This is a genomic window from Fibrobacter sp. UWT2, from assembly GCF_900142545.1.
In the GTDB taxonomy this organism is placed as follows: domain Bacteria; phylum Fibrobacterota; class Fibrobacteria; order Fibrobacterales; family Fibrobacteraceae; genus Fibrobacter.
Map to the genome: position 1 here is coordinate 73,016 of NZ_FRBF01000009.1, position 17,689 is coordinate 90,704.

Genomic DNA, 17,689 nt, shown 5'->3' on the forward strand with positions numbered 1-17,689 from the left:
AGGAAATTATGGGGAATTTAAAAAAGATTGTTTTATTCGTCTTGGGCTTTGCAGCTTTGGCTTTTGCTCAAAGTGAATCGAAAAATGTGGAAGATATTGCCTTCTCGAAAGCGTATCTCGGAATTGAAGGTGGCGAAATTTATCCGTTTGGCGATCTGGAAGATGCGACTTCTAATACGTTGTATGGTGGCCTTAATTTCCGTTATTCTTATTGGAAAAATGTAGATGGAATCGTGATGTTTCATTACGCCTACTTTAAACCCCGTCCGGATGAAGTGCCTTATGATGGTGTCCACCAGGCTTCGGGAAAGTTGGGCTTGGATTGGCGATTCCCTGCGATTCATCCCGTTGTTTTGGGCGGAGGCTTTGCCTGCAACTGGACCCGTGCCGATTTGGATGACGATATGGTAAAAGATCACATCTACCACAAGCCGGGTGGAACGCTGGGCGATAATGAAACTGAATTTGGCTGGTTTGCCCGTTTAAATTTGGCGATTTTTAATACGGAAAATTATCGTGCCGGCTTTAATATCATGTGGGAAGAAATTTGGACATTGCCCAAGCGTTCGAATATGTTGTATGCGGGCCTTTATATAGAAAGGAAGCTTTGGTAATGAAGAATTTTGCTCTTGTATCTTTGTTGACGGCTTCTGTTGCTTTTGCCCAGATTCCTGCCGAAATGGATGGCATGGAATATGAAACCCGTGCCGATGGAACGTTCTTGATTGGTGGTCCGACTTATGCCTTTGATCGACCGATGAGTGCGGGTGGATTGCATTCCGAAAGTGAACTTTGGACTCCTGCGAAGATGCGGGACCGTCTGCTGTTTAATCGCTGGTCGGGAACGCCTTCGTGGACTCCGCTTGAACCGGGTATTTGGGTGAAGACGGGTAATGAACTGGGCGACTTGATTTATCAGGATTTTATTACCGAAAATGATGATCGTCCCGAAAACAGGACGCCGATTTTAGAAGGCGGTTTTCGCTCTCCTAGCTACAAAGGCTTGTGGGCGACTGCAAGATTTTTCCAGGATGACCACTTTTGCAGTGGAGCCTACGCTTATCGTCGCGATATGGTAGATGGTAATTACACTCATCTGGGTGCAAACTGGGCGATGTTCAGTACGGCTTATGGTGGCCTCGGCTACACGAATTCGTTGGTGAATGCCTCGGTCTTGGCGGGCGAAGAATACTTGTGGTTCTATACGGCAAGTTCCCACTGGGTTCCGGCCCATTACAAACCACGTGTAGAAGCCCGTGCCGACATCAAGGATTTGTCGGTGACGGTCGCTTATGAAGATATCGAATTTGAAAATTTGCACAAGAAAGAAGAAGGCGCTCGTAAGGAAGTGAACGGTTCCGTTTACTATAAGTGCGGCAAGGCTTGTCAGCAGAAATTCTATCAGATTGCAGCCGGTGTCGCATTCCGTGCGGTCGATGACGAAGGTACGGTGTATACGGAACTTGAGGAAGATCGTGTGATGTGGTCTTTCTTGGAAATGCGTGTGCAGCCCTTGCAACGCTTGACGGCCGACGTGACCTTCGGCGTAAACGAAAGGGATTGGCTTGTTCAGGATAGCATTCAGTACTTGGCTCCTGCTCCCGAAAATATGGGTGTTGTCGTGGGTGTCAAGAATATTTCTGGTTCTCGCTTGAATCCGCTTGCCGATACGAAGGAATTTTATGATGGGCGCGAAATAGACTTGACTGCAGATGGCCAGATGAACTTGATTCAGGCCTACGCCTCTTATGTGGATACTTTGGGTGGATTCGTTTCGATTGGTGGCCGTGGCAGCATTTGGGCTGAACATGGTGCCGAAACGTTTGATGTAGACGAATACGATTATAATGAAGAATATGGGTTGAATACCCGTTTTGGAAATGTTTCTCGCGTTGACGCCTGGATTAAGGGCTTGTCTGCGGAAATGAGCCTCAATACTTGGTACCGTGACATGTTCAAGTTTACGGCAATGGCGGGCTTTGAACATATCGATGGCCCGATTGATGAAGCTGAAGTGACTCCGGCTGAATTCTACACGGGCTTTATGGGTGACTGGCTCTTAAACAAGACTTTCAAGATTTCCCATTCGCTGCGTTACAGGAGCGATGCCAAGTGGAATTTGCGCTCCAAAGATCCCATGGTGGTCAAGGGCGACTGGACTTGGGATGCCTCTTTCTCGCAACAGTTCCCCAAGTACGGAATTTCTTTGACGGGAACTTTGATGCATGTGCTTGCGGACGAAGAAATGGAAACGGTAAACGGTGGATATGACCGCATCCGCTTCATTTGTCAAGCGAAGAAAACTTTCTAAGGCTTTAGAAGAGCCAGCGCTTTCAAGCAGAAGCTGTTAGCGAAAAAATCATGGGCTTGTGAAATCTTGACCCATCGAAGCTCCGGCGCAGAATGCTGCGGGGCTTTTGTTTTTAGGCGTATGTGCAGAGCATCGCAATCCATTTTGTGGACGGTGATGTTGTGTTTGAAATTCCCGATGATTTGAACGCTTTTGACGAGGTCTGCATTAATGTAGGCTTCTGCTTGCAGTGGAACGCCTGCAGTTGCGTTGCGCGGCGATTCAAAATGCGGCAGCGTAAACTGGTTCTTGAAGAACTTTTGCCCACCGTGTACTGCTAAAATCTTGTGGTCGGCGCTTTCGATAACGAGTACGGTGCCGTGCCAGTCTTTTTGAATGTGCTTCTTGCTGGGCGGAAATTCGGCGGCGCGGTTATCTGCGAAGGCTTTGCAGGTCGCTTGCAGGGGACAATTTGCGCAATCGGGATTCTTGATTTTGCATACGGTGCGGCCAAGCTCCATCAAGGCTTCGTTGTGCATGTAGGCTTTAGGCGAGTCCGCAATTTCGCGGGCGTAATCCCAATAGGTTTTTAGGGCGTCCTTGGATTCCGTCGGCAAAAAGTTGAGTGTGAAAAGTCGCGAAAAAATGCGCACCAGGTTGCCGTCAAGAATCGCTTCGCGCTCGTGATAGGCGAGGCTTAAGATTGCCCCAGCCGTATACGCCCCGATTCCGGGCAATGCTTCAAGTTCCTTGCGGGTGCGCGGAAATTCCTTGCACTCTGCAACAATTTTTGCGGTCTTTAAAATGTTTCTTGCGCGGCTGTAATAGCCGAGCCCCTGCCAGTATTTAAAGACTTCTTCTTCAGATGCTTTGGCAAGTGTTTCTACATCAGGAAACCGCTTCATCCAGCGCGTAAAATAGTCGCGGACGGTAGCGACTTGCGTCTGCTGTAACATAGTCTCGCTGATCCATACCGCGTACGGATCGCGCAGGGCGTCCAAGTCGGTCAAGCGCCACGGCAATTCTGCCGCATTTTTCCTAAACCAATCTCTTAGAATTTTTAAGGATTGCGTATCCATATGTTAGAAGCGCTCATACCTCAGAGGTGCGTAGCACCGACCTCATTGCTCATAATCCATACGCTTCGCGTTTCAGCTTCCGGAAGAATTCGAACTGGGCCTTGGTTGAAGATTCCATGGTGTACTTGAGGCTGCGTTCGTGGGCGACCTCGCGCATCTTGGCGTAGGCTTCGGGCTGTTCGAGGTACAGCTTGCGGGCTTCTTCCAAAGCGTTCAGCCAGGCGTCTTCATCAATCGGCAAAATTCGACCGGCGGCTTCATCCATCACAATGTCATGCGGCCCGCCGTAATTGCTGACAATCGCGGGCGTGCCTGTAGACATGGCTTCGACGACTACGTTTCCGAAGGTGTCCGTGACGCTCGGGAACAAGAAGAAGTCGGAATCGGCATAAAGGCTTGCGAGCGTTTCTCCGCCCTGTTCGCCGGCAAAATGCACACTGTTGTCGCCTTCGAAGAACTTCTTGATTTCTTCGAGGTACCAGCCGTAGCCCACGTACATGAGTTCTACATCGTTGTGCTTGGCGGCAAACTTTTTCCAGACGCCGTTCAAGAATTCCAGATTCTTTTCCTTGGAAATGCGGCCGATAAACGAGAATCGCACTTTGCGGTTTTCGCTCTGAACGGTTTCGGTTGCACCGTTGTACTTTTCCCAGACGCCCTTGCCACGCAAGTCGCGAGAGAATTTTTCCAAGGGGAGCCCGCGAGGCAAAATCTGTACCTGGTTTTCAGGCACTTTCAGCTGTGAAGTCAGAATGTCGGCGTAGTCCTTGCACGGGCTAACCACGGGCTTTGTCATGCCGTAGAAAATCTTCATGAGCCAAAGCACAAAGTGGAACATCCACTTGGCTTTCACGAGCGTCTTGGTATAAGTCGGAACGTCGGTGCGGTAATGGCTAAAGACCTTGATACCTGCGACTTTTGCACAGAAGCATGCAAGCCATGCGCCTGGACTCGGCGTTTCGAATTCAATCAAGTCGACGGGGTAGCGCTTGAGCAGGCGAAGCACCGGGCCTACGCGCGGAATTGCAAGTTCGCTATTGGCGTATCCGAGCTGTTCCATGCTGAACATGCGCGGAAGCAAAATGCAGTAGCCGTTTTCCACGACACCGCAGGGGCGCGTGTTGAAGGCGTTCCCGGCGAGGAAGGCGTGCATGCCGTGGGCTCGCATATAGGGAATCACGTTTCTCAAGTTGTTGGCGATTCCGTTAGTTTCGTCCAAGTTGTCGGAATAGAAAAGGACGCGAACGTCATCGGCCGGGTGTTGCTTGCGTTCTTTCTTGAGATAAGAGCGCAATTTTAAAAGCTTAGGAATGTTCAAAATCAGCGAGCCGAAAACGATGGGCGGAATCATTCCCGTACGCAGGTTTCCGGGGGGCTGGTGCTTGAAACCGAACATCTTCTTGAAGGTGCTCGTGACGGTGCGTCCAAAGATAGCCGGACGCGTGTCTAAAACGTCGGTCGGCTTAAGCTTTGTTGAATTTGACGCAGTCGGCATATTTCACTCCTTTTCCACCGAACAGGTCTAAGGCCGATCCGATGGTGAGGTCAATCGTTCCGTTAGAAATTTGTTTGCAATGCTTGAGGTCGTCAAGCGACTTTGCGCCGCCGGCATAGGTGCAGGGAATCGGGCTGTACTCGGCGAGGAACATAATCAGTTCGTCGTCCATGCCCTGCTGTTTTCCTTCGACGTCGGCGGCGTGAATCAAGAATTCGTCGCAGTAGCGGGAAAGATCTTCGAGAGTTTCTTTGTTGACTTCGATGTCAATGAGAGTTTGCCAGCGGTTAATCGCAATTTTCCAACGAGGTTCTTCTTCGGGCGCGCTCACGCGTTTGCAACTTAAATCGAGAACCAGGTGCTCCTTGCCTACGGTCTTGGAGAGCAATTCCAGACGTTCACGGTCAAGTTTACCTTCGGGGAAAATCCAGCTCGTTACAATCACATGGCTTGCACCGGCATCCAAGTATTCCTTTGCGTTGTCGGCGGTGATGCCGCCACCTACTTGAAGTCCGCCAGGGTAGGCCGCAAGTGCAGCCTTTGCGGCTTCGGTGTTGCCCTTGCCGAGCATAATTACGTGGCCGCCCTTGATTCCGTCTTTCTTATAGAGTTCTGCGAACCAAGCGGGGGAGCGGTCTGTTTCAAAATTCGTCTTGAGACCCGTGCCGCTGTCATTCAGCGAGCTGCCTACAATCTGCTTAACACGTCCGTCGTGCAGGTCAATGCATGGGCGAAACTTAGTCATCAGTCTTTAACTCCGGTAATACACCAATCAATCTTTTTTCCGTGGCTTCCGTCGCTCCTACCCCTGTAAAATAGAACTTCACCACCGGCGGCAATCTTGAATGCCTTCTTGGCAATCCAACCGTCTACTTTGTCCAAAAGGCTTGCTTTCTGAAGCGTCTTTGCGACGTTGAACTTGAGCGCGGGAACGCTTGCGTCTTGCCAGTCGAAGTTCAAGTCGCCGTTTGCGAATTTCTTGCCTTTGTAGTTGTCGTCGCCTTCCTTGATTGTTTTAGGCTGAGCGACCTTGATTCCGTTTTCGTCGTTGTAGAGCGCGTACCCGAAAGGTTCGCCGCTCTTAGAAATAGAGATGCGGCCTGCGAATAACGGGCTGCGGGCACTTGTGCTAAAGTTGATGGAGCGTGCCGCCATGTCGGTGGCCTGCACCGTTTGCCAGGTTTGGTCCATGTAGGCGTAACCCTTGACGGCAATGGTGTCTTCGTTGTAGGCGATTTTGCCGGTGACGCGGCCATACGGAATGTGAACGTATTGTCCAAAGGATTCCTTGCCGATTTTCCACACGCCGTTGCCAGTTACCTTTCCTACTACAGCCGATTCAAAGGTTACGTCGAGCAGGAATTTTCCGCCCTTGTCGGCGGTGAAGTACACGCGGTGATCTTTGCCCGGCTTGTGTTCCATCTTGTATTCGCCCTTGATGTCGATGGTGGCTGAGGCCTTGTCGGCCTTCAGGCGTTCGGGCGGATACTGGCGGCCCACAGTATAGGTCTTGCTCTTGAAATTCCAGAAGCTCATATCGCAAGCGACTTTTTTACCGGAGCCTGGAATATGGAGCGTGGAATAGTTGATGAAGGCACGGGTGCCGTTGTCGAAAACGAACTGATAGCTCCACGTTTCGTTGAATTCCTTGGCGCTGTTGTTGTGCGGCATAAAGTCATCGACCGATACGCTACGCACGGAACCCTGCGGCGCTACGACATCGCCTGCAAAAGCAAACGATGCGCAGAACAAAAACGCCAAAATCGAAACAAGAACTTTCATTCGGTTACCCCACGTCACTTATCCCAAATCACTGTCTACTTCCTACTGCCTACTGTCTACTTTTTACAATCTCAAGTCCTGTCCCATGCCAAGCTTGAGTTCTGTACGACGGCGTAATACCATTTCGTTGAACAAGTCGGTCAGGCAGTCTTCGATGCTGATCATCGGCTTCCATCCCATGTTCATTGCCTTGGTGGGGTCGCCAATCAGGAGCGGAATGTCGTTGCTGCGTTCGTAGCCGGGGTCAAATCTAAAGTCTACGCTTACGCCGGCGATATCGACGAGCATTTCGGTGAGTTCGCGGAAAGTGTAAGACTTGCCGCAGCAAAGGTTGTAGACTTCGCCCGGTTCGGACTGGTTCAAAAGCTGAATCATGCCGCGGGCTACATCGCGTACGTCCACAAAGTCGCGGCTAATGTCGAGGCTGCCCGAATAGATGGTGGGCTCGGTGCCGTAATACTTGATTTTAACCAGCTGGTAGGTAATCGAGGGAATCACGAAACGGCGGCTGTGGTGCGGACCCGTAAAGTGGAAGGGACGCACGAATACCACATGGAGTCCGTAGGCGTTCTTGAACTGGTTGCCCAAGAGTTCCATGCAGGCCTTTGAGGTGGCGTAAGGCGTCAGCGGGTTCGGAAGGTCCGTTTCCTTGTGCAGATAGGTGAGCTGGTGGTCGGTGCGACCGTAGATTTCGCTGGAGCTCAAGAGCATCACTTTTGCCTTGGGGCAGTGCTTGCGAACATTTTCAAGTAAGTTCTGCGTACCCAGCAGGTTGATGTTCAGCGTTTCGTAGGGTTTCTTGTAGCTGAGGCCTACAGAAGATTGGCTTGCCAGGTGGTAAATGTGGGTGGGCTGTACATGCTGGATCATGTCCTGCACGTCCTTGAAATTCAAAAGATCGCCGTTCAGGTATTCCACCCCTTCGACCTTTTGCCAAGGCTGCGGCTGTTCATCACTAAAACTGAACAAGTCGTGGGTCGTTCCCACAAGGCTTGACAGAATGTGGTAGCCTAAAGCCCCTGTTCCACCTGTTACAAGAATACTCATTTTATACACGCTCCTATTGTATTACTTAATAGCTCCCCAGCTTTTAGAAATAATGTCCTTGTCGATGTTTACCACCTTTTCCACGGCGCCAATCTTCGTGGGCAAGATGTAAACGCGTTTCCCCTTTTCTGCCTTCTTGTCAACAGCCATGGCGTCCCATGCGGCTTCCACGTCGATATCGTATTTCTTCGGGAATCCGAGGTCGTCCAAAAGTTTATTCTGACGAGCTTCTTCTTCGGCGCTGATTTTGCCGAGGAGAACTGCCGCGCGGGCGGCCACGCGCATGCCAAGCGATACGGCGATGCCGTGCGTGAACATGCTGTAATGCGTCAAGTTTTCAATCGCATGCCCGAAGGTATGCCCGTAATTTAAAATAGCGCGCAGGCCTGCTTCCTTTTCGTCGATGCCGACAACTTCGGCCTTGATGGCGCAACTGCGGTAAATCAAGTGCTTAAGTACGTCGAGGTCGTGGGCCTTGATTTTTTCGACGTTCTGTTCCATATAACGGAAGAATTCTTCGTCGTAAATCACGCCGTACTTCACGATTTCGGCAAGGCCTGCCAGGTATTCCGTTTCGGGCAAGGTGCTGAGCACCGCGAGGTCGCAGACCACAGCCTTCGGCTGGTAGAATGCGCCAATCATGTTCTTGCCTTCGGGATGGTTCACGGCCACCTTTCCGCCCACAGAACTGTCGACCATGCTCAAAAGCGTTGTCGGGAACTGGATAAACGGAATGCCGCGCTGGTAGGTGGCGGCACCAAAGCCTGCCATGTCGCCGACCACACCACCGCTAAACTGCAACAAGCAGCTCTTGCGGGTGTAACCGCGGTGCAGCATGAAGCTGAACAGCTGGTTCAGATTGTGCAAAGTCTTGTTCTTTTCGCCGGCCTGGAACTTGAAGATCGGGCAACGTCCGGCCTGGCCTCTCAGTTCGCCGAGCATCTGGCTCTGGACCTTGGCAATATTCGTGTCGGTGCAGACCAGGAACTCGTGGCTCGGGGCAAGCTTGAGGCATTCCAGCAGCACGCCTGCTTCGGGAATGATGTTCTTGCCGATAAAGATGGGGTAGCGTCCGCCGCTGCTCGGGCACACGTCCAGTGCATGGCTGTTCCAGAAGTTCAGGATGTACAGGATGCGTTCGATGACGTGGTCTTCGGTGTATTCGTCGGAGCTTTCGACGCTGAAGTCGGCGTTTGCGTAGTTCTTTTCGCGTTCCTTGAGCATCACCTTGATTTTTTCGAGGCGTTCTTCGTCGCTCAAGTTGGCAAGCAACGGGCGCGTGTTCTTGCGACCGATGCGTTCCGAGAGCACTTCGGGCTTTGCCCAAAGGCGAATGATGGTGCCGTTTTCGCGGATGACCTTCAGGTTGTCCGGCTGCGTGAGTGCGCCACCGCCCAAGGAAATAATGTGCGGGGTTTCTTTCTTGGCGAATTCGGCGACGACATCGCGTTCCATTTCGCGGAACTTGGCTTCGCCTTCTTGTTCAAAGATTTCGCTGATGGTCTTGCCAGCGCGTTCGACGATAACGGCGTCGGTATCTACATAGGGGCGGTTGAGCCGTTCTGCCAGGGCGCGTCCGGTGCGGGATTTTCCGCTTGCCATGAATCCGGTGAAAAAGATGTGCTTGTTCATGTTAGCCCTGCATTCCTTTACGCATGATCTGTGCGAGTTCGTCGTTCGTCTTGTTTTTAGTTTCTTCGGGGAACCATTTTCTAAAGCTTTCGATGCCCTGGTGCACCAGCATGCCTTCGCCGGTCACAACCTTGCAGCCTTTTGCCTGAGCTGTCTTTAACAGCTTGGTCATGGGCGGTGTATAGACAATGTCCATCACGGCTTGGCCTTGGTGCAATGATTCTTCGGTAAGGGGAGACTGGTCTTCGTTGGGTGTCATGCCCACGGAAGTCGCGTTGATGATGATATCGATGCTCTTGGATACGGCAGGGAATTCATCGAAAGTGGCGACTTGGACCTGGGGAGCCTTGCCATTAAAGAACTGATTCAGGCTGTCTGCGAGTGCCTCTCCTTTTTCGCGGTTGCGGCATACGATGGTGAGCCTGTTCTGCATTTCGGCAAGCGTGTAGGCGATTGCCTTGGCTGCTCCACCGTTTCCGAGCAGGGCAACATTCTTGCTTGAGGGGTTGACCCCCGATTCCTGCAGGTTGCGGATGCATCCATAGGGGTCGGTCGTGGTCCCGCACAGGGTTCCGCCGGCAATTCCATCTTTCCAGTACAGCGTGTTGACGCTACCGGTAAACTTCGAAATGTTCGAAAGTTCGTCCACAAGGTCCATGACCGGGGTTTTGTACGGAATCGTGACATTTGCCCCGCGGAATTTCATGGCTCTAAAACCCTTGATGGCGTCGGCCAGGTTTTCGGGCTCCGGGGCGTAGGGCAAATAGGCCGCATTTATACCTAATGCTTCAAAAAGGGCATTATGCATCAATGGCGATTTGCTATGCCCAACAGGATGTCCAAAAATACAGAGAGTTTCGGACTTTCCATTCAATTTCAACTGGCTCAAAAAAAACCTCTTTTTTTACGATATAAAGATATATAAAATTATTGGGAATGAATGCTAATTTTTATATATTTGAGGCCGTTCGATAAAGGGGGCTCCTATGCTCAAGAAGTATTACAGAATCGAATCAGGGCGCCTCGCCAGCGCTCCGAACGAAGACGCAGCCGACATCGTGATGATGGGTTCCTTGAGCCAAGAGCAACGAAGTGTGCTCGTTAAAGAGTATGAGATTACTGAACATACTATAGCCTCTGCATTCGACTCGGACGAACTTTCCCGTATCGAGTACGACGACGATTTTACGACCATCGTGTTTAAAAAGCCGAAGAACTATTCGGCAAGCGATAACTTCCAGTTCCGTGTAGAATCTTTCGGTATCTTCATCTTCAAGGACTGGGTGCTGCTCCTGACCGACTCTGACATCCCGGTGATGGACGAAAAGCGCTTCTCGAAGATTGATAGCCTGAACACTTTTGTGCTCCGCGTATTGAGCTACGCTATCTTCCACTTCAATGAACACTTGAAGATTATCAACCGCATCAACGACGAGTTGGAACAGAAGCTGCGTACCGCCATGGAAAACAAGTACCTGCTTTCGATGTTCAGCTTGAACAAGGGCTTGATTTACTACGTGAGCGCCTTGAACAGTAACGATACGCTCCTGAAAAAGTTGCAGATTGGCCGCAGCCTGAACTGGAGCGAAAGCGAACGGGAACTGCTGGACGATATCGTGATTGAAAACCGTCAGAGTTTGCAGCAAGCTGAAATCTACGCCAACATTTTGACGTCCATGATGGATGCCCGCGCAAGCGTCATCAGCAATAACGTGAACACGCTGATGAAGAACTTGACGATCGTGACGATTTCTATTTCTCTCCCGACGTTCTTCGCTAGTTTGTTCGGCATGAACGTAAAGTTGCCTTTCGGCATGAACGGAGATGCGACAGTCGGTTCGCCGATGGCCTTCTGGCTGATTATCGCCGTGTGTATCCTCTCAGTGTTGGCTTTCCTCGCTTTCTGGATGCGTCGTAAATAGATTAGCTCTTGGTAGGTGGGGACTTGAGAAACTATTTGTTTGGAATATCGCTGCTTGCGCTTTCGGGTTCACTGCTTTTTTGGGCGTGTTCCAGTGAAAACGATTATGCGCACGATGTTGATTCCGTTGTAATTTATGAAGTCGACCCCGAGGGCGAACTGCCGGATTCCTCCGAAGTTTCTGAACTTGACGGAATCCCCGAGGCAAAAGACGGTGTTCTGTATTTCCAGCAGCCAGGGACTTCAACTTCAATGCCCAAAAGGAAATCGTCATCCTCATCTGCTGTTTTGGAGTCGTCCTCTTCGGTTGTAGCGAGCTCGTCTTCTGCCGTTAATCCGGTTATGTCATCCTCTTCGGTTGTTGCAAGTTCGTCTTCTGCCACCCCGGCATCATCTTCTGATATTCTGGAATCTTCATCTGCTGATGCTGTTATCAATGTGTGGGACTGGAGTATTCTGGCAAAAGACTATTTGAATCCCAATATTGCTTACGATTTGATAGTTGATGTACGTGACTGGCAAGTATATCACGTCGTGAATATAGCAAACCGCAGGTGGATGGCGCAAAACTTGAACTATAACGGCGATCCGGTAAAAGACGAAAGCTGGTGCTATGAAGATGTAAAACAACGTTGCAATGTATTGGGCCGTCTTTATACGTGGAAAGCGGCAAAGGTTGCGTGCCCTGAGGGCTGGCGTTTGCCTTATCCGGAAGAATGGCAGGAGTTGCTTGATTCTTGTGGTGGTACCAGTGCAGCGGGCCGGATCCTGAAATCAACGATTGGGTGGTTTAAGGACGGTTTCGGTAACGATGGAAACGGTACGGATTCGCTAGGCTTTTCGGCACTTCCTGCAGGTTCAAGAAACAATGACGGTAAGTATAGCGAATTAGGCAAAAGCGCCTACTTCTGGAAAAATTCTGGCGATACCTATGGCGACTATGTGTCTATGTACTCTGCGGACAGGGTCGATGAGTCTTACCATTACAAAACCATGGCGTTCTCGGTCCGCTGTATCGAAATCCTGGCGGAGTAGAACCTTTCTTTAAAAATATACACAAATGTTCACTAAAAATTAGACGGCTGGGCCGTCTTTTTCTATATTGCGCATCATGACTAAGTCGATTGAAATCCGCGATGCGCACGAACATAACCTCCGCCATGTGAACCTTTCTATTCCCCGCGATTCCATCGTGGTAGTGACCGGCGTTTCGGGCTCGGGCAAGTCGAGTCTTGCGTTCGATACGGTGTTCCAGGAAGGCCAGAGGCGCTTTGTGGAGTCGCTTTCGGCGTATGCGCGCCAGTTCATTGGTCGCATGAAGCACCCCGAGGTGGAAAGCGTGCGCGGCATTTCGCCGACGATTTCGATTGACCAGAAGACTGTGAACCGCAACCCGCGTTCCACAGTGGGTACGGTTGTCGAGATTTTGGACCATTACCGCTTGCTTTTTGCGCGCTTGGGCGTGCCGCATTGCCCCGATTGCGGTCGTGTGATTCAGGCGCAGACGGTGGACCAGATTGTCGATAATTTGTATGTAAGTGACGAGGGCAAGCAGATTACGGTGATGGCTCCGATTGTGCAGGAGCGCAAGGGTGAATACCGCAAGGAACTCGCCGAACTCAAGGAAAACGGCTTTGTGCGTGCCCGTGTGGATGGCACGATTTACCGTCTGGAAGATGTCCCCGCGCTGGTGCGTTACGAGAAGCATACCATTGAAGCGGTGATTGACCGCTTGACGCTGGAACGCAAGAATATGAGCCGCCTGCGCGAGGCGTTGGAAGGCGCGTTGAAACTGACCGACGGAAAACTCGTGAGTTTCTTGCTGGCCGCGGGCGGTTCCGCAGGTGCGGGGGAGGCGTCGCAGACTGGAGCGAAGGAAGAATATCGCCTGCAGGGTACGCTGCTCGCTTGCCCCAAGTGCGGCATTTCTATTCCAGAATTGGAACCTCGATTCTTCAGCTTTAATGATCCGAAGGGCCGTTGCCCCGCTTGTAAGGGCATGGGCGAAAGCTACAAGTTCGATTTGGACTTGATTATCCCAGACAAGACGAAGTCTATTAAGGATGGCTGCATTGCGACCATCAAGAAGGACGACGGTACGCTGATTTTCAGCGACTTCGGCCGCCGCAACTTGCGTAATATCGCAAACGAGATGCATTTTTCGCTGGACACGCCGTGGAACAAGCTCAAGAAGGCGCAACAGGATGCCGTCTTGTACGGAACGCCGAGCGAATCGGAGCGTGGCATTATCCCGATTATGCAGGAACTGTGGGACATGTGGCATATTTACCACTTCCGTAAGTATATGCAGATTGGCGTTTGCCCCGAATGTCACGGCACGCGAATCAACCGCACGGCAAATGCGGTTACGTTCCATGGAGTGAATCTGACCGAGATGACGGAATGGTCCGTCGAGAAGTCGGTGGAATTTTTCAACAAGATTGACTTGTCCGAAAAGGAAAAGCGAATCGGCAAGGAAATCTTGAAGGAAATCCGCGGGCGACTTTCGTTCCTCAATGCGGTGGGGCTCGGTTATTTGACGATTAACCGCAAGGCGTCTACCTTGAGTGGCGGCGAAGCGCAGCGAATCAGGCTTGCTAGCGCTGTGGGCGCCGGTTTGCAAGGCGTGCTTTACGTGCTTGACGAGCCGAGCATCGGGCTCCACCCCCGCGATAACGATAAACTGCTCGGGATGCTGGAGCATTTGAGGGCGCAGGGTAATAGCCTGATTATCGTGGAACACGACGAAGATACCATGCGCCATGCGGACTGCGTGATTGACGTGGGGCCGGGTGCCGGCGTAGAGGGCGGTCGCGTGATTGCGGCGGGAACTGTTGAAGAGCTGGAAAAGAACAAGGCTTCTCTGACGGGTGCATACTTGAGCGGCCGCAAGGCGATTGAAATTCCTGCGACCCGCAAGAAGATTGACAAGAATACGCCGAAATTAAAGATTTGTGGCGCCGCCGAAAACAACCTCAAGAATATTGATGTGGAAATTCCGTTGGACGGTGCGTTGACGGTGGTGACGGGCGTTTCGGGCTCCGGCAAGAGTACGCTGATTAATCAGATTCTGCGCCGCGAATTGGCCCGTGTATTCTACAATTCTGAAGAACCGGTCGGCAAGTTTGATCATCTGGAAGGCCTCGAGAATATCGACAAGGTGATTGAAATCGACCAGACGCCGATTGGCCGCACGCCGCGAAGCAATCCGGCAACCTACACCAAGATTTGGGACGATGTGCGCGATCTTTTCGCGAGCATGGAAGAAAGTAAGATTCGCGGTTACAGCAAGAGTCGCTTCAGCTTTAACGTGAAGGGCGGCCGTTGCGATGCCTGCGAAGGCGCGGGCGTGAAAATCGTGGATATGCACATTTTGCCGAGCGTGCAGGTGACTTGCGATGTGTGCGGCGGCAAGCGCTTTAACGATGCTACGCGCGAAGTCTATTATAAGGGCAAGAACGTCTCCGAAATTCTCGATATGAGCATCGCCGATGCGGCGGAATTCTTCAAGGATATTCCGAAGATTGCAGAACCGCTGAACTTGCTCGTGGAAGTGGGACTTGGCTACCTGACTTTGGGTCAGCCTTCGACGACACTGAGCGGGGGAGAGGCGCAGCGCATCAAGATTGCTTCCGAATTGCGCCGCCCGGGTACAGGCAAAACGCTTTACTTGCTCGACGAACCGACGACGGGCTTGCACTTTGAGGATATCCGCAAGCTTATGGATTGCCTGAATCGCCTGCGTAGCCTCGGCAACAGCGTCGTGATTATCGAACACAACCTGGACGTAATCAAGTGCGCCGACTGGATTATTGACTTGGGTCCTGATGCGGGTATCCACGGCGGTAAAATCATTGCGACGGGTACGCCGGAGCAGATTGCCAAATGCAAGAAGTCGGAAACGGGTAAGTACCTTGCGCCAGTACTTGCGAAAAAGCATGGCGAAAACCACCACTTTGACCGCACGCTCAAGGGCGGCGAAGACTTGTCGCTTGACATCGAGGTGCATGGAGCCCGTAAGCATAACCTCAAGAACATCGACGTGACGATTCCGCGGCACAAGCTTACGGTGGTGACGGGCGTTTCGGGCTCTGGCAAGTCGAGCCTCGCTTTCCATACGCTCTTTAGCGAAGGCCAGCGCCGCTTTGTGGAAACCTTGAGCACTTACGCTCGTCGCTTCCTCGGACGACCCGACCACGGAAGCATCGATTCCATTTCGGGCCTCGCGCCGGCAATTGCCATCGACCAGAAGAGTGCGAGCAAGAGTCCGCGCAGTACGGTCGCGACCCTCACCGAAATCTATGACTACTTCCGCATTTTCTGGGCGAGGGTCGGCACCCCGCATTGCTTGAAATGCGGGAAGCCTGTGTCTTCGTATAGCGCGGGCGACCTGATGCAATACGCCTTTGACCGCGACTTGAATAAGAAAGTCATGGTGCTTGCACCGTTCGAAATCAAGGACGTGCTGAAGCTTTCCAAGATTCTCACGGAAAAAGGCTACCGCAAGGTTTACCTCGGCAACAAGCTCGTGGAACTCCCGCTGCCGAAAATTCCGACCCGTGAAAAGCAACTATTCGCCGTCGTTGATACGGTGGTGGTCAAGGAAGAAAACCGCGCCCGCTTGGTAGAAGCCTTTGAACGCGGCTACCGCGACGGCAACGGAATCCTTTATGTGGAAGACGAAAAGGGCGGTCGCTTGGCCTGCTCCGAAAAGCCGGGCTGCCCTGAATGCGGCTGGTACATGGATTCAGCCTTGAATCCCAAGCATTTCAGCTTTAACACGCACTGGGGCGCCTGCGAGACCTGTCTTGGCCTCGGTCATTTTAAAGATGGCGAAGTTTGCCCGGATTGTCACGGCGAACGTTTGAAGCCGGAATATCTGGCGGTTCGCATCGGCAACAAGAATATTATGGATGTGAACCACATGAGCATCGCGCAGGCGCTCGAATGGTTCAGCAACGAAAACTTCAAACGCGACAACTTCGGGAAGGATAAAAATCCCGATGGCAAGATGACTGTCGCCGAACCCTTGCTCCGCGAAATTGTGGGCCGCCTCAACTTCTTGAAGGGTGTGGGCCTCGGCTATATCGGCCTTGACCGTGCGGGTGACACGCTCTCCGGCGGTGAATCTCAGCGCATTCGCCTGGCTAGCCAGATTGGTAGCGGCCTCGAAGGTGTGCTCTACGTGCTTGACGAACCTACGGTAGGCTTGCACGAAAGCGATACAGCCATGTTGCTCAATACGCTTTATCGCTTGCGCGACCTCGGCAATACGCTGGTGGTCGTGGAACACGATATGAAGATGATGCAGGCGGCGGACCATATTATCGATATGGGCCCAGCGGCGGGCGAGTTCGGAGGCGAAGTGGTTGCCGAAGGCTCTCCGGAACAGCTTGCCAAGCCTTATGCCTTGCAACAGTTCCCGCGCAGCGAAACGGTCAAGTACCTGACGCATACCATTCCGATGGCGAACGAGATTGCGGCAAAACCCATTACCGATTCCACGGAATTCTACGAATTCGATAAGTTGAATCATAATAACCTTAAGAATTTGTCTGTAAAATTCCCAAAGGGCGCCATCAGCGTCGTCTGCGGCGTGTCTGGCTCGGGCAAGAGTTCCATGGTGATGGACGAAATCTATCCGCGGCTCAAGAAGAAATTCCAGGCTCGCGGTCGCAAAAAGCAGAACGGCGAAGTTCTGCTGGTTGACCAGAGCCCGATTTCGGGGACTCCTCGCAGCACGCCCGCGAGTTTCACGGGCGTGTTTGACGACATACGCAAGCTATTCGCCAAACTGCCGCAAGCCAAGTTGAAAGGCTTCGATTACGGGCGCTTCAGTTACAACTTGGCTCGCGGCCGCTGCGAGGCCTGTGAAGGCCGCGGCGCCATCTCGGTAGAAATGCACTTCCTTTCGGATGTGTGGGAAGTCTGCGATGTCTGCGGCGGCAAGCGCTACAATCAGGAAACCCTCACCGTGACATTCAAGGGCAAGAATATCGCCGACGTGCTCGACATGCGCGTGGCCGAAGCCTGCGAGTTCTTCAAGGACCAGCCGAAAATCTTGCCGAAGCTGGAATGCCTGCGCGATGTGGGCCTCCCGTACGTGAAACTCGGACAATCTGTGACGACGCTCAGCGGCGGCGAATCCCAGCGCCTGAAATTGGCGGCAGAACTTGCCCGCAAACCTGCTCAAGAAATGGTTTACCTGCTCGATGAGCCGACCACGGGACTCCACCTTAAGGACATTCAAATTCTCTGGAATATGCTCCGTAAACTCTCTGCCCGTGGCGATACCGTCATCGTCATCGAACATCACCCGGATATCATCCGTCTTTCGGACTGGAAGGTGGAATTAGGCCCTGTCGGAGGCTCCGAAGGCGGCTATTTGCTCAAAATGGGGGCGAATCAAGGCTAGTATTGGTGTCTTTATGTGAGAAAATTGA

General features: G+C 52.0%; 12 protein-coding genes. 5 read left to right on the forward strand and 7 right to left on the reverse strand.

All coding sequences use genetic code 11. From position 1 onward, the window contains the following. The first annotated feature begins 8 nt into the window (after positions 1-8). A complete protein-coding gene (locus BUA40_RS08095) occupies positions 9-614 on the forward strand; it encodes a hypothetical protein (RefSeq protein ID WP_072800142.1) in 606 nt (201 codons plus the stop codon). Continuing rightward, positions 614-2,311: a hypothetical protein gene (locus BUA40_RS08100; protein ID WP_072800143.1), complete on the forward strand. Its 1,698-nt coding sequence runs from the start codon at positions 614-616 to the stop codon at positions 2,309-2,311. The genes BUA40_RS08095 and BUA40_RS08100 overlap by 1 nt, the downstream gene beginning before the upstream one ends. Here the strand turns inward: BUA40_RS08100 and BUA40_RS08105 are convergent. The 7 genes from BUA40_RS08105 to aroE all read right to left on the reverse strand — a co-directional run bounded on the left by BUA40_RS08105 (position 2,308) and on the right by aroE (position 10,214). Then, positions 2,308-3,369 (reverse strand): A/G-specific adenine glycosylase, encoded by a 1,062-nt coding sequence (locus BUA40_RS08105; RefSeq protein ID WP_072800144.1) that lies wholly within the window; start codon positions 3,367-3,369, stop codon positions 2,308-2,310. The genes BUA40_RS08100 and BUA40_RS08105 overlap by 4 nt on opposite strands. Before the next feature lie 49 nt (positions 3,370-3,418). Next, positions 3,419-4,864, reverse strand: coding sequence for a glycosyltransferase (locus BUA40_RS08110; RefSeq protein ID WP_072800145.1), 1,446 nt, complete (start codon positions 4,862-4,864; stop codon positions 3,419-3,421). Then, complete coding sequence (hisA, locus tag BUA40_RS08115) at positions 4,833-5,609, reverse strand: phosphoribosylformimino-5-aminoimidazole carboxamide ribotide isomerase (protein ID WP_072800146.1); 777 nt, start codon at positions 5,607-5,609, stop codon at positions 4,833-4,835. Before hisA ends, BUA40_RS08110 begins: the two co-directional genes overlap by 32 nt. Beyond that, positions 5,609-6,646 carry a hypothetical protein gene (locus BUA40_RS08120; protein WP_072800147.1) on the reverse strand — a complete coding sequence of 346 codons (1,038 nt, stop codon included), beginning with the start codon at positions 6,644-6,646 and terminating at the stop codon, positions 5,609-5,611. The genes hisA and BUA40_RS08120 overlap by 1 nt, the downstream gene beginning before the upstream one ends. 63 nt (positions 6,647-6,709) lie before the next feature. Beyond that, the gene (locus BUA40_RS08125) at positions 6,710-7,693 is read right to left on the reverse strand and encodes a GDP-mannose 4,6-dehydratase (RefSeq protein ID WP_072800148.1); all 984 of its coding nucleotides are present in this window, start codon (positions 7,691-7,693) and stop codon (positions 6,710-6,712) included. Between the two features lie 21 nt (positions 7,694-7,714). Further along, positions 7,715-9,325, reverse strand: coding sequence for a 3-dehydroquinate synthase (aroB, locus tag BUA40_RS08130; protein ID WP_072800149.1), 1,611 nt, complete (start codon positions 9,323-9,325; stop codon positions 7,715-7,717). Between the two features lies 1 nt (position 9,326). Further along, a complete protein-coding gene (gene aroE, locus BUA40_RS08135; protein ID WP_369827612.1) occupies positions 9,327-10,214 on the reverse strand; it encodes a shikimate dehydrogenase in 888 nt (295 codons plus the stop codon). 97 nt (positions 10,215-10,311) lie between these two features. Between aroE and BUA40_RS08140 the strand changes: the two genes are divergently transcribed. From BUA40_RS08140 to uvrA, 3 genes are all read left to right on the forward strand, one after another. Next, a complete protein-coding gene (locus tag BUA40_RS08140) occupies positions 10,312-11,247 on the forward strand; it encodes a magnesium transporter CorA family protein (RefSeq protein WP_072800150.1) in 936 nt (311 codons plus the stop codon). 23 nt (positions 11,248-11,270) lie between these two features. Beyond that, positions 11,271-12,281, forward strand: a complete 1,011-nt coding sequence (locus BUA40_RS14230; RefSeq protein ID WP_143149739.1) for a fibrobacter succinogenes major paralogous domain-containing protein — start codon at positions 11,271-11,273, stop codon at positions 12,279-12,281. 76 nt (positions 12,282-12,357) lie between these two features. Continuing rightward, complete coding sequence (uvrA, locus tag BUA40_RS08155) at positions 12,358-17,661, forward strand: excinuclease ABC subunit UvrA (RefSeq protein ID WP_072800190.1); 5,304 nt, start codon at positions 12,358-12,360, stop codon at positions 17,659-17,661. The last annotated feature ends 28 nt before the right edge of the window (positions 17,662-17,689 follow it).

Coding starts and splice junctions, on each gene's coding strand:
- BUA40_RS08095 (WP_072800142.1), top strand. CDS start 9: ATGGGGAATTTAAAAAAGATTGTTTTATTCGTCTTGGGCTTTGCAGCT.
- BUA40_RS08100 (WP_072800143.1), top strand. CDS start 614: ATGAAGAATTTTGCTCTTGTATCTTTGTTGACGGCTTCTGTTGCTTTT.
- BUA40_RS08105 (WP_072800144.1), bottom strand. CDS start 3,369: ATGGATACGCAATCCTTAAAAATTCTAAGAGATTGGTTTAGGAAAAAT.
- BUA40_RS08110 (WP_072800145.1), bottom strand. CDS start 4,864: ATGCCGACTGCGTCAAATTCAACAAAGCTTAAGCCGACCGACGTTTTA.
- hisA (WP_072800146.1), bottom strand. CDS start 5,609: ATGACTAAGTTTCGCCCATGCATTGACCTGCACGACGGACGTGTTAAG.
- BUA40_RS08120 (WP_072800147.1), bottom strand. CDS start 6,646: ATGAAAGTTCTTGTTTCGATTTTGGCGTTTTTGTTCTGCGCATCGTTT.
- BUA40_RS08125 (WP_072800148.1), bottom strand. CDS start 7,693: ATGAGTATTCTTGTAACAGGTGGAACAGGGGCTTTAGGCTACCACATT.
- aroB (WP_072800149.1), bottom strand. CDS start 9,325: ATGAACAAGCACATCTTTTTCACCGGATTCATGGCAAGCGGAAAATCC.
- BUA40_RS08140 (WP_072800150.1), top strand. CDS start 10,312: ATGCTCAAGAAGTATTACAGAATCGAATCAGGGCGCCTCGCCAGCGCT.
- uvrA (WP_072800190.1), top strand. CDS start 12,358: ATGACTAAGTCGATTGAAATCCGCGATGCGCACGAACATAACCTCCGC.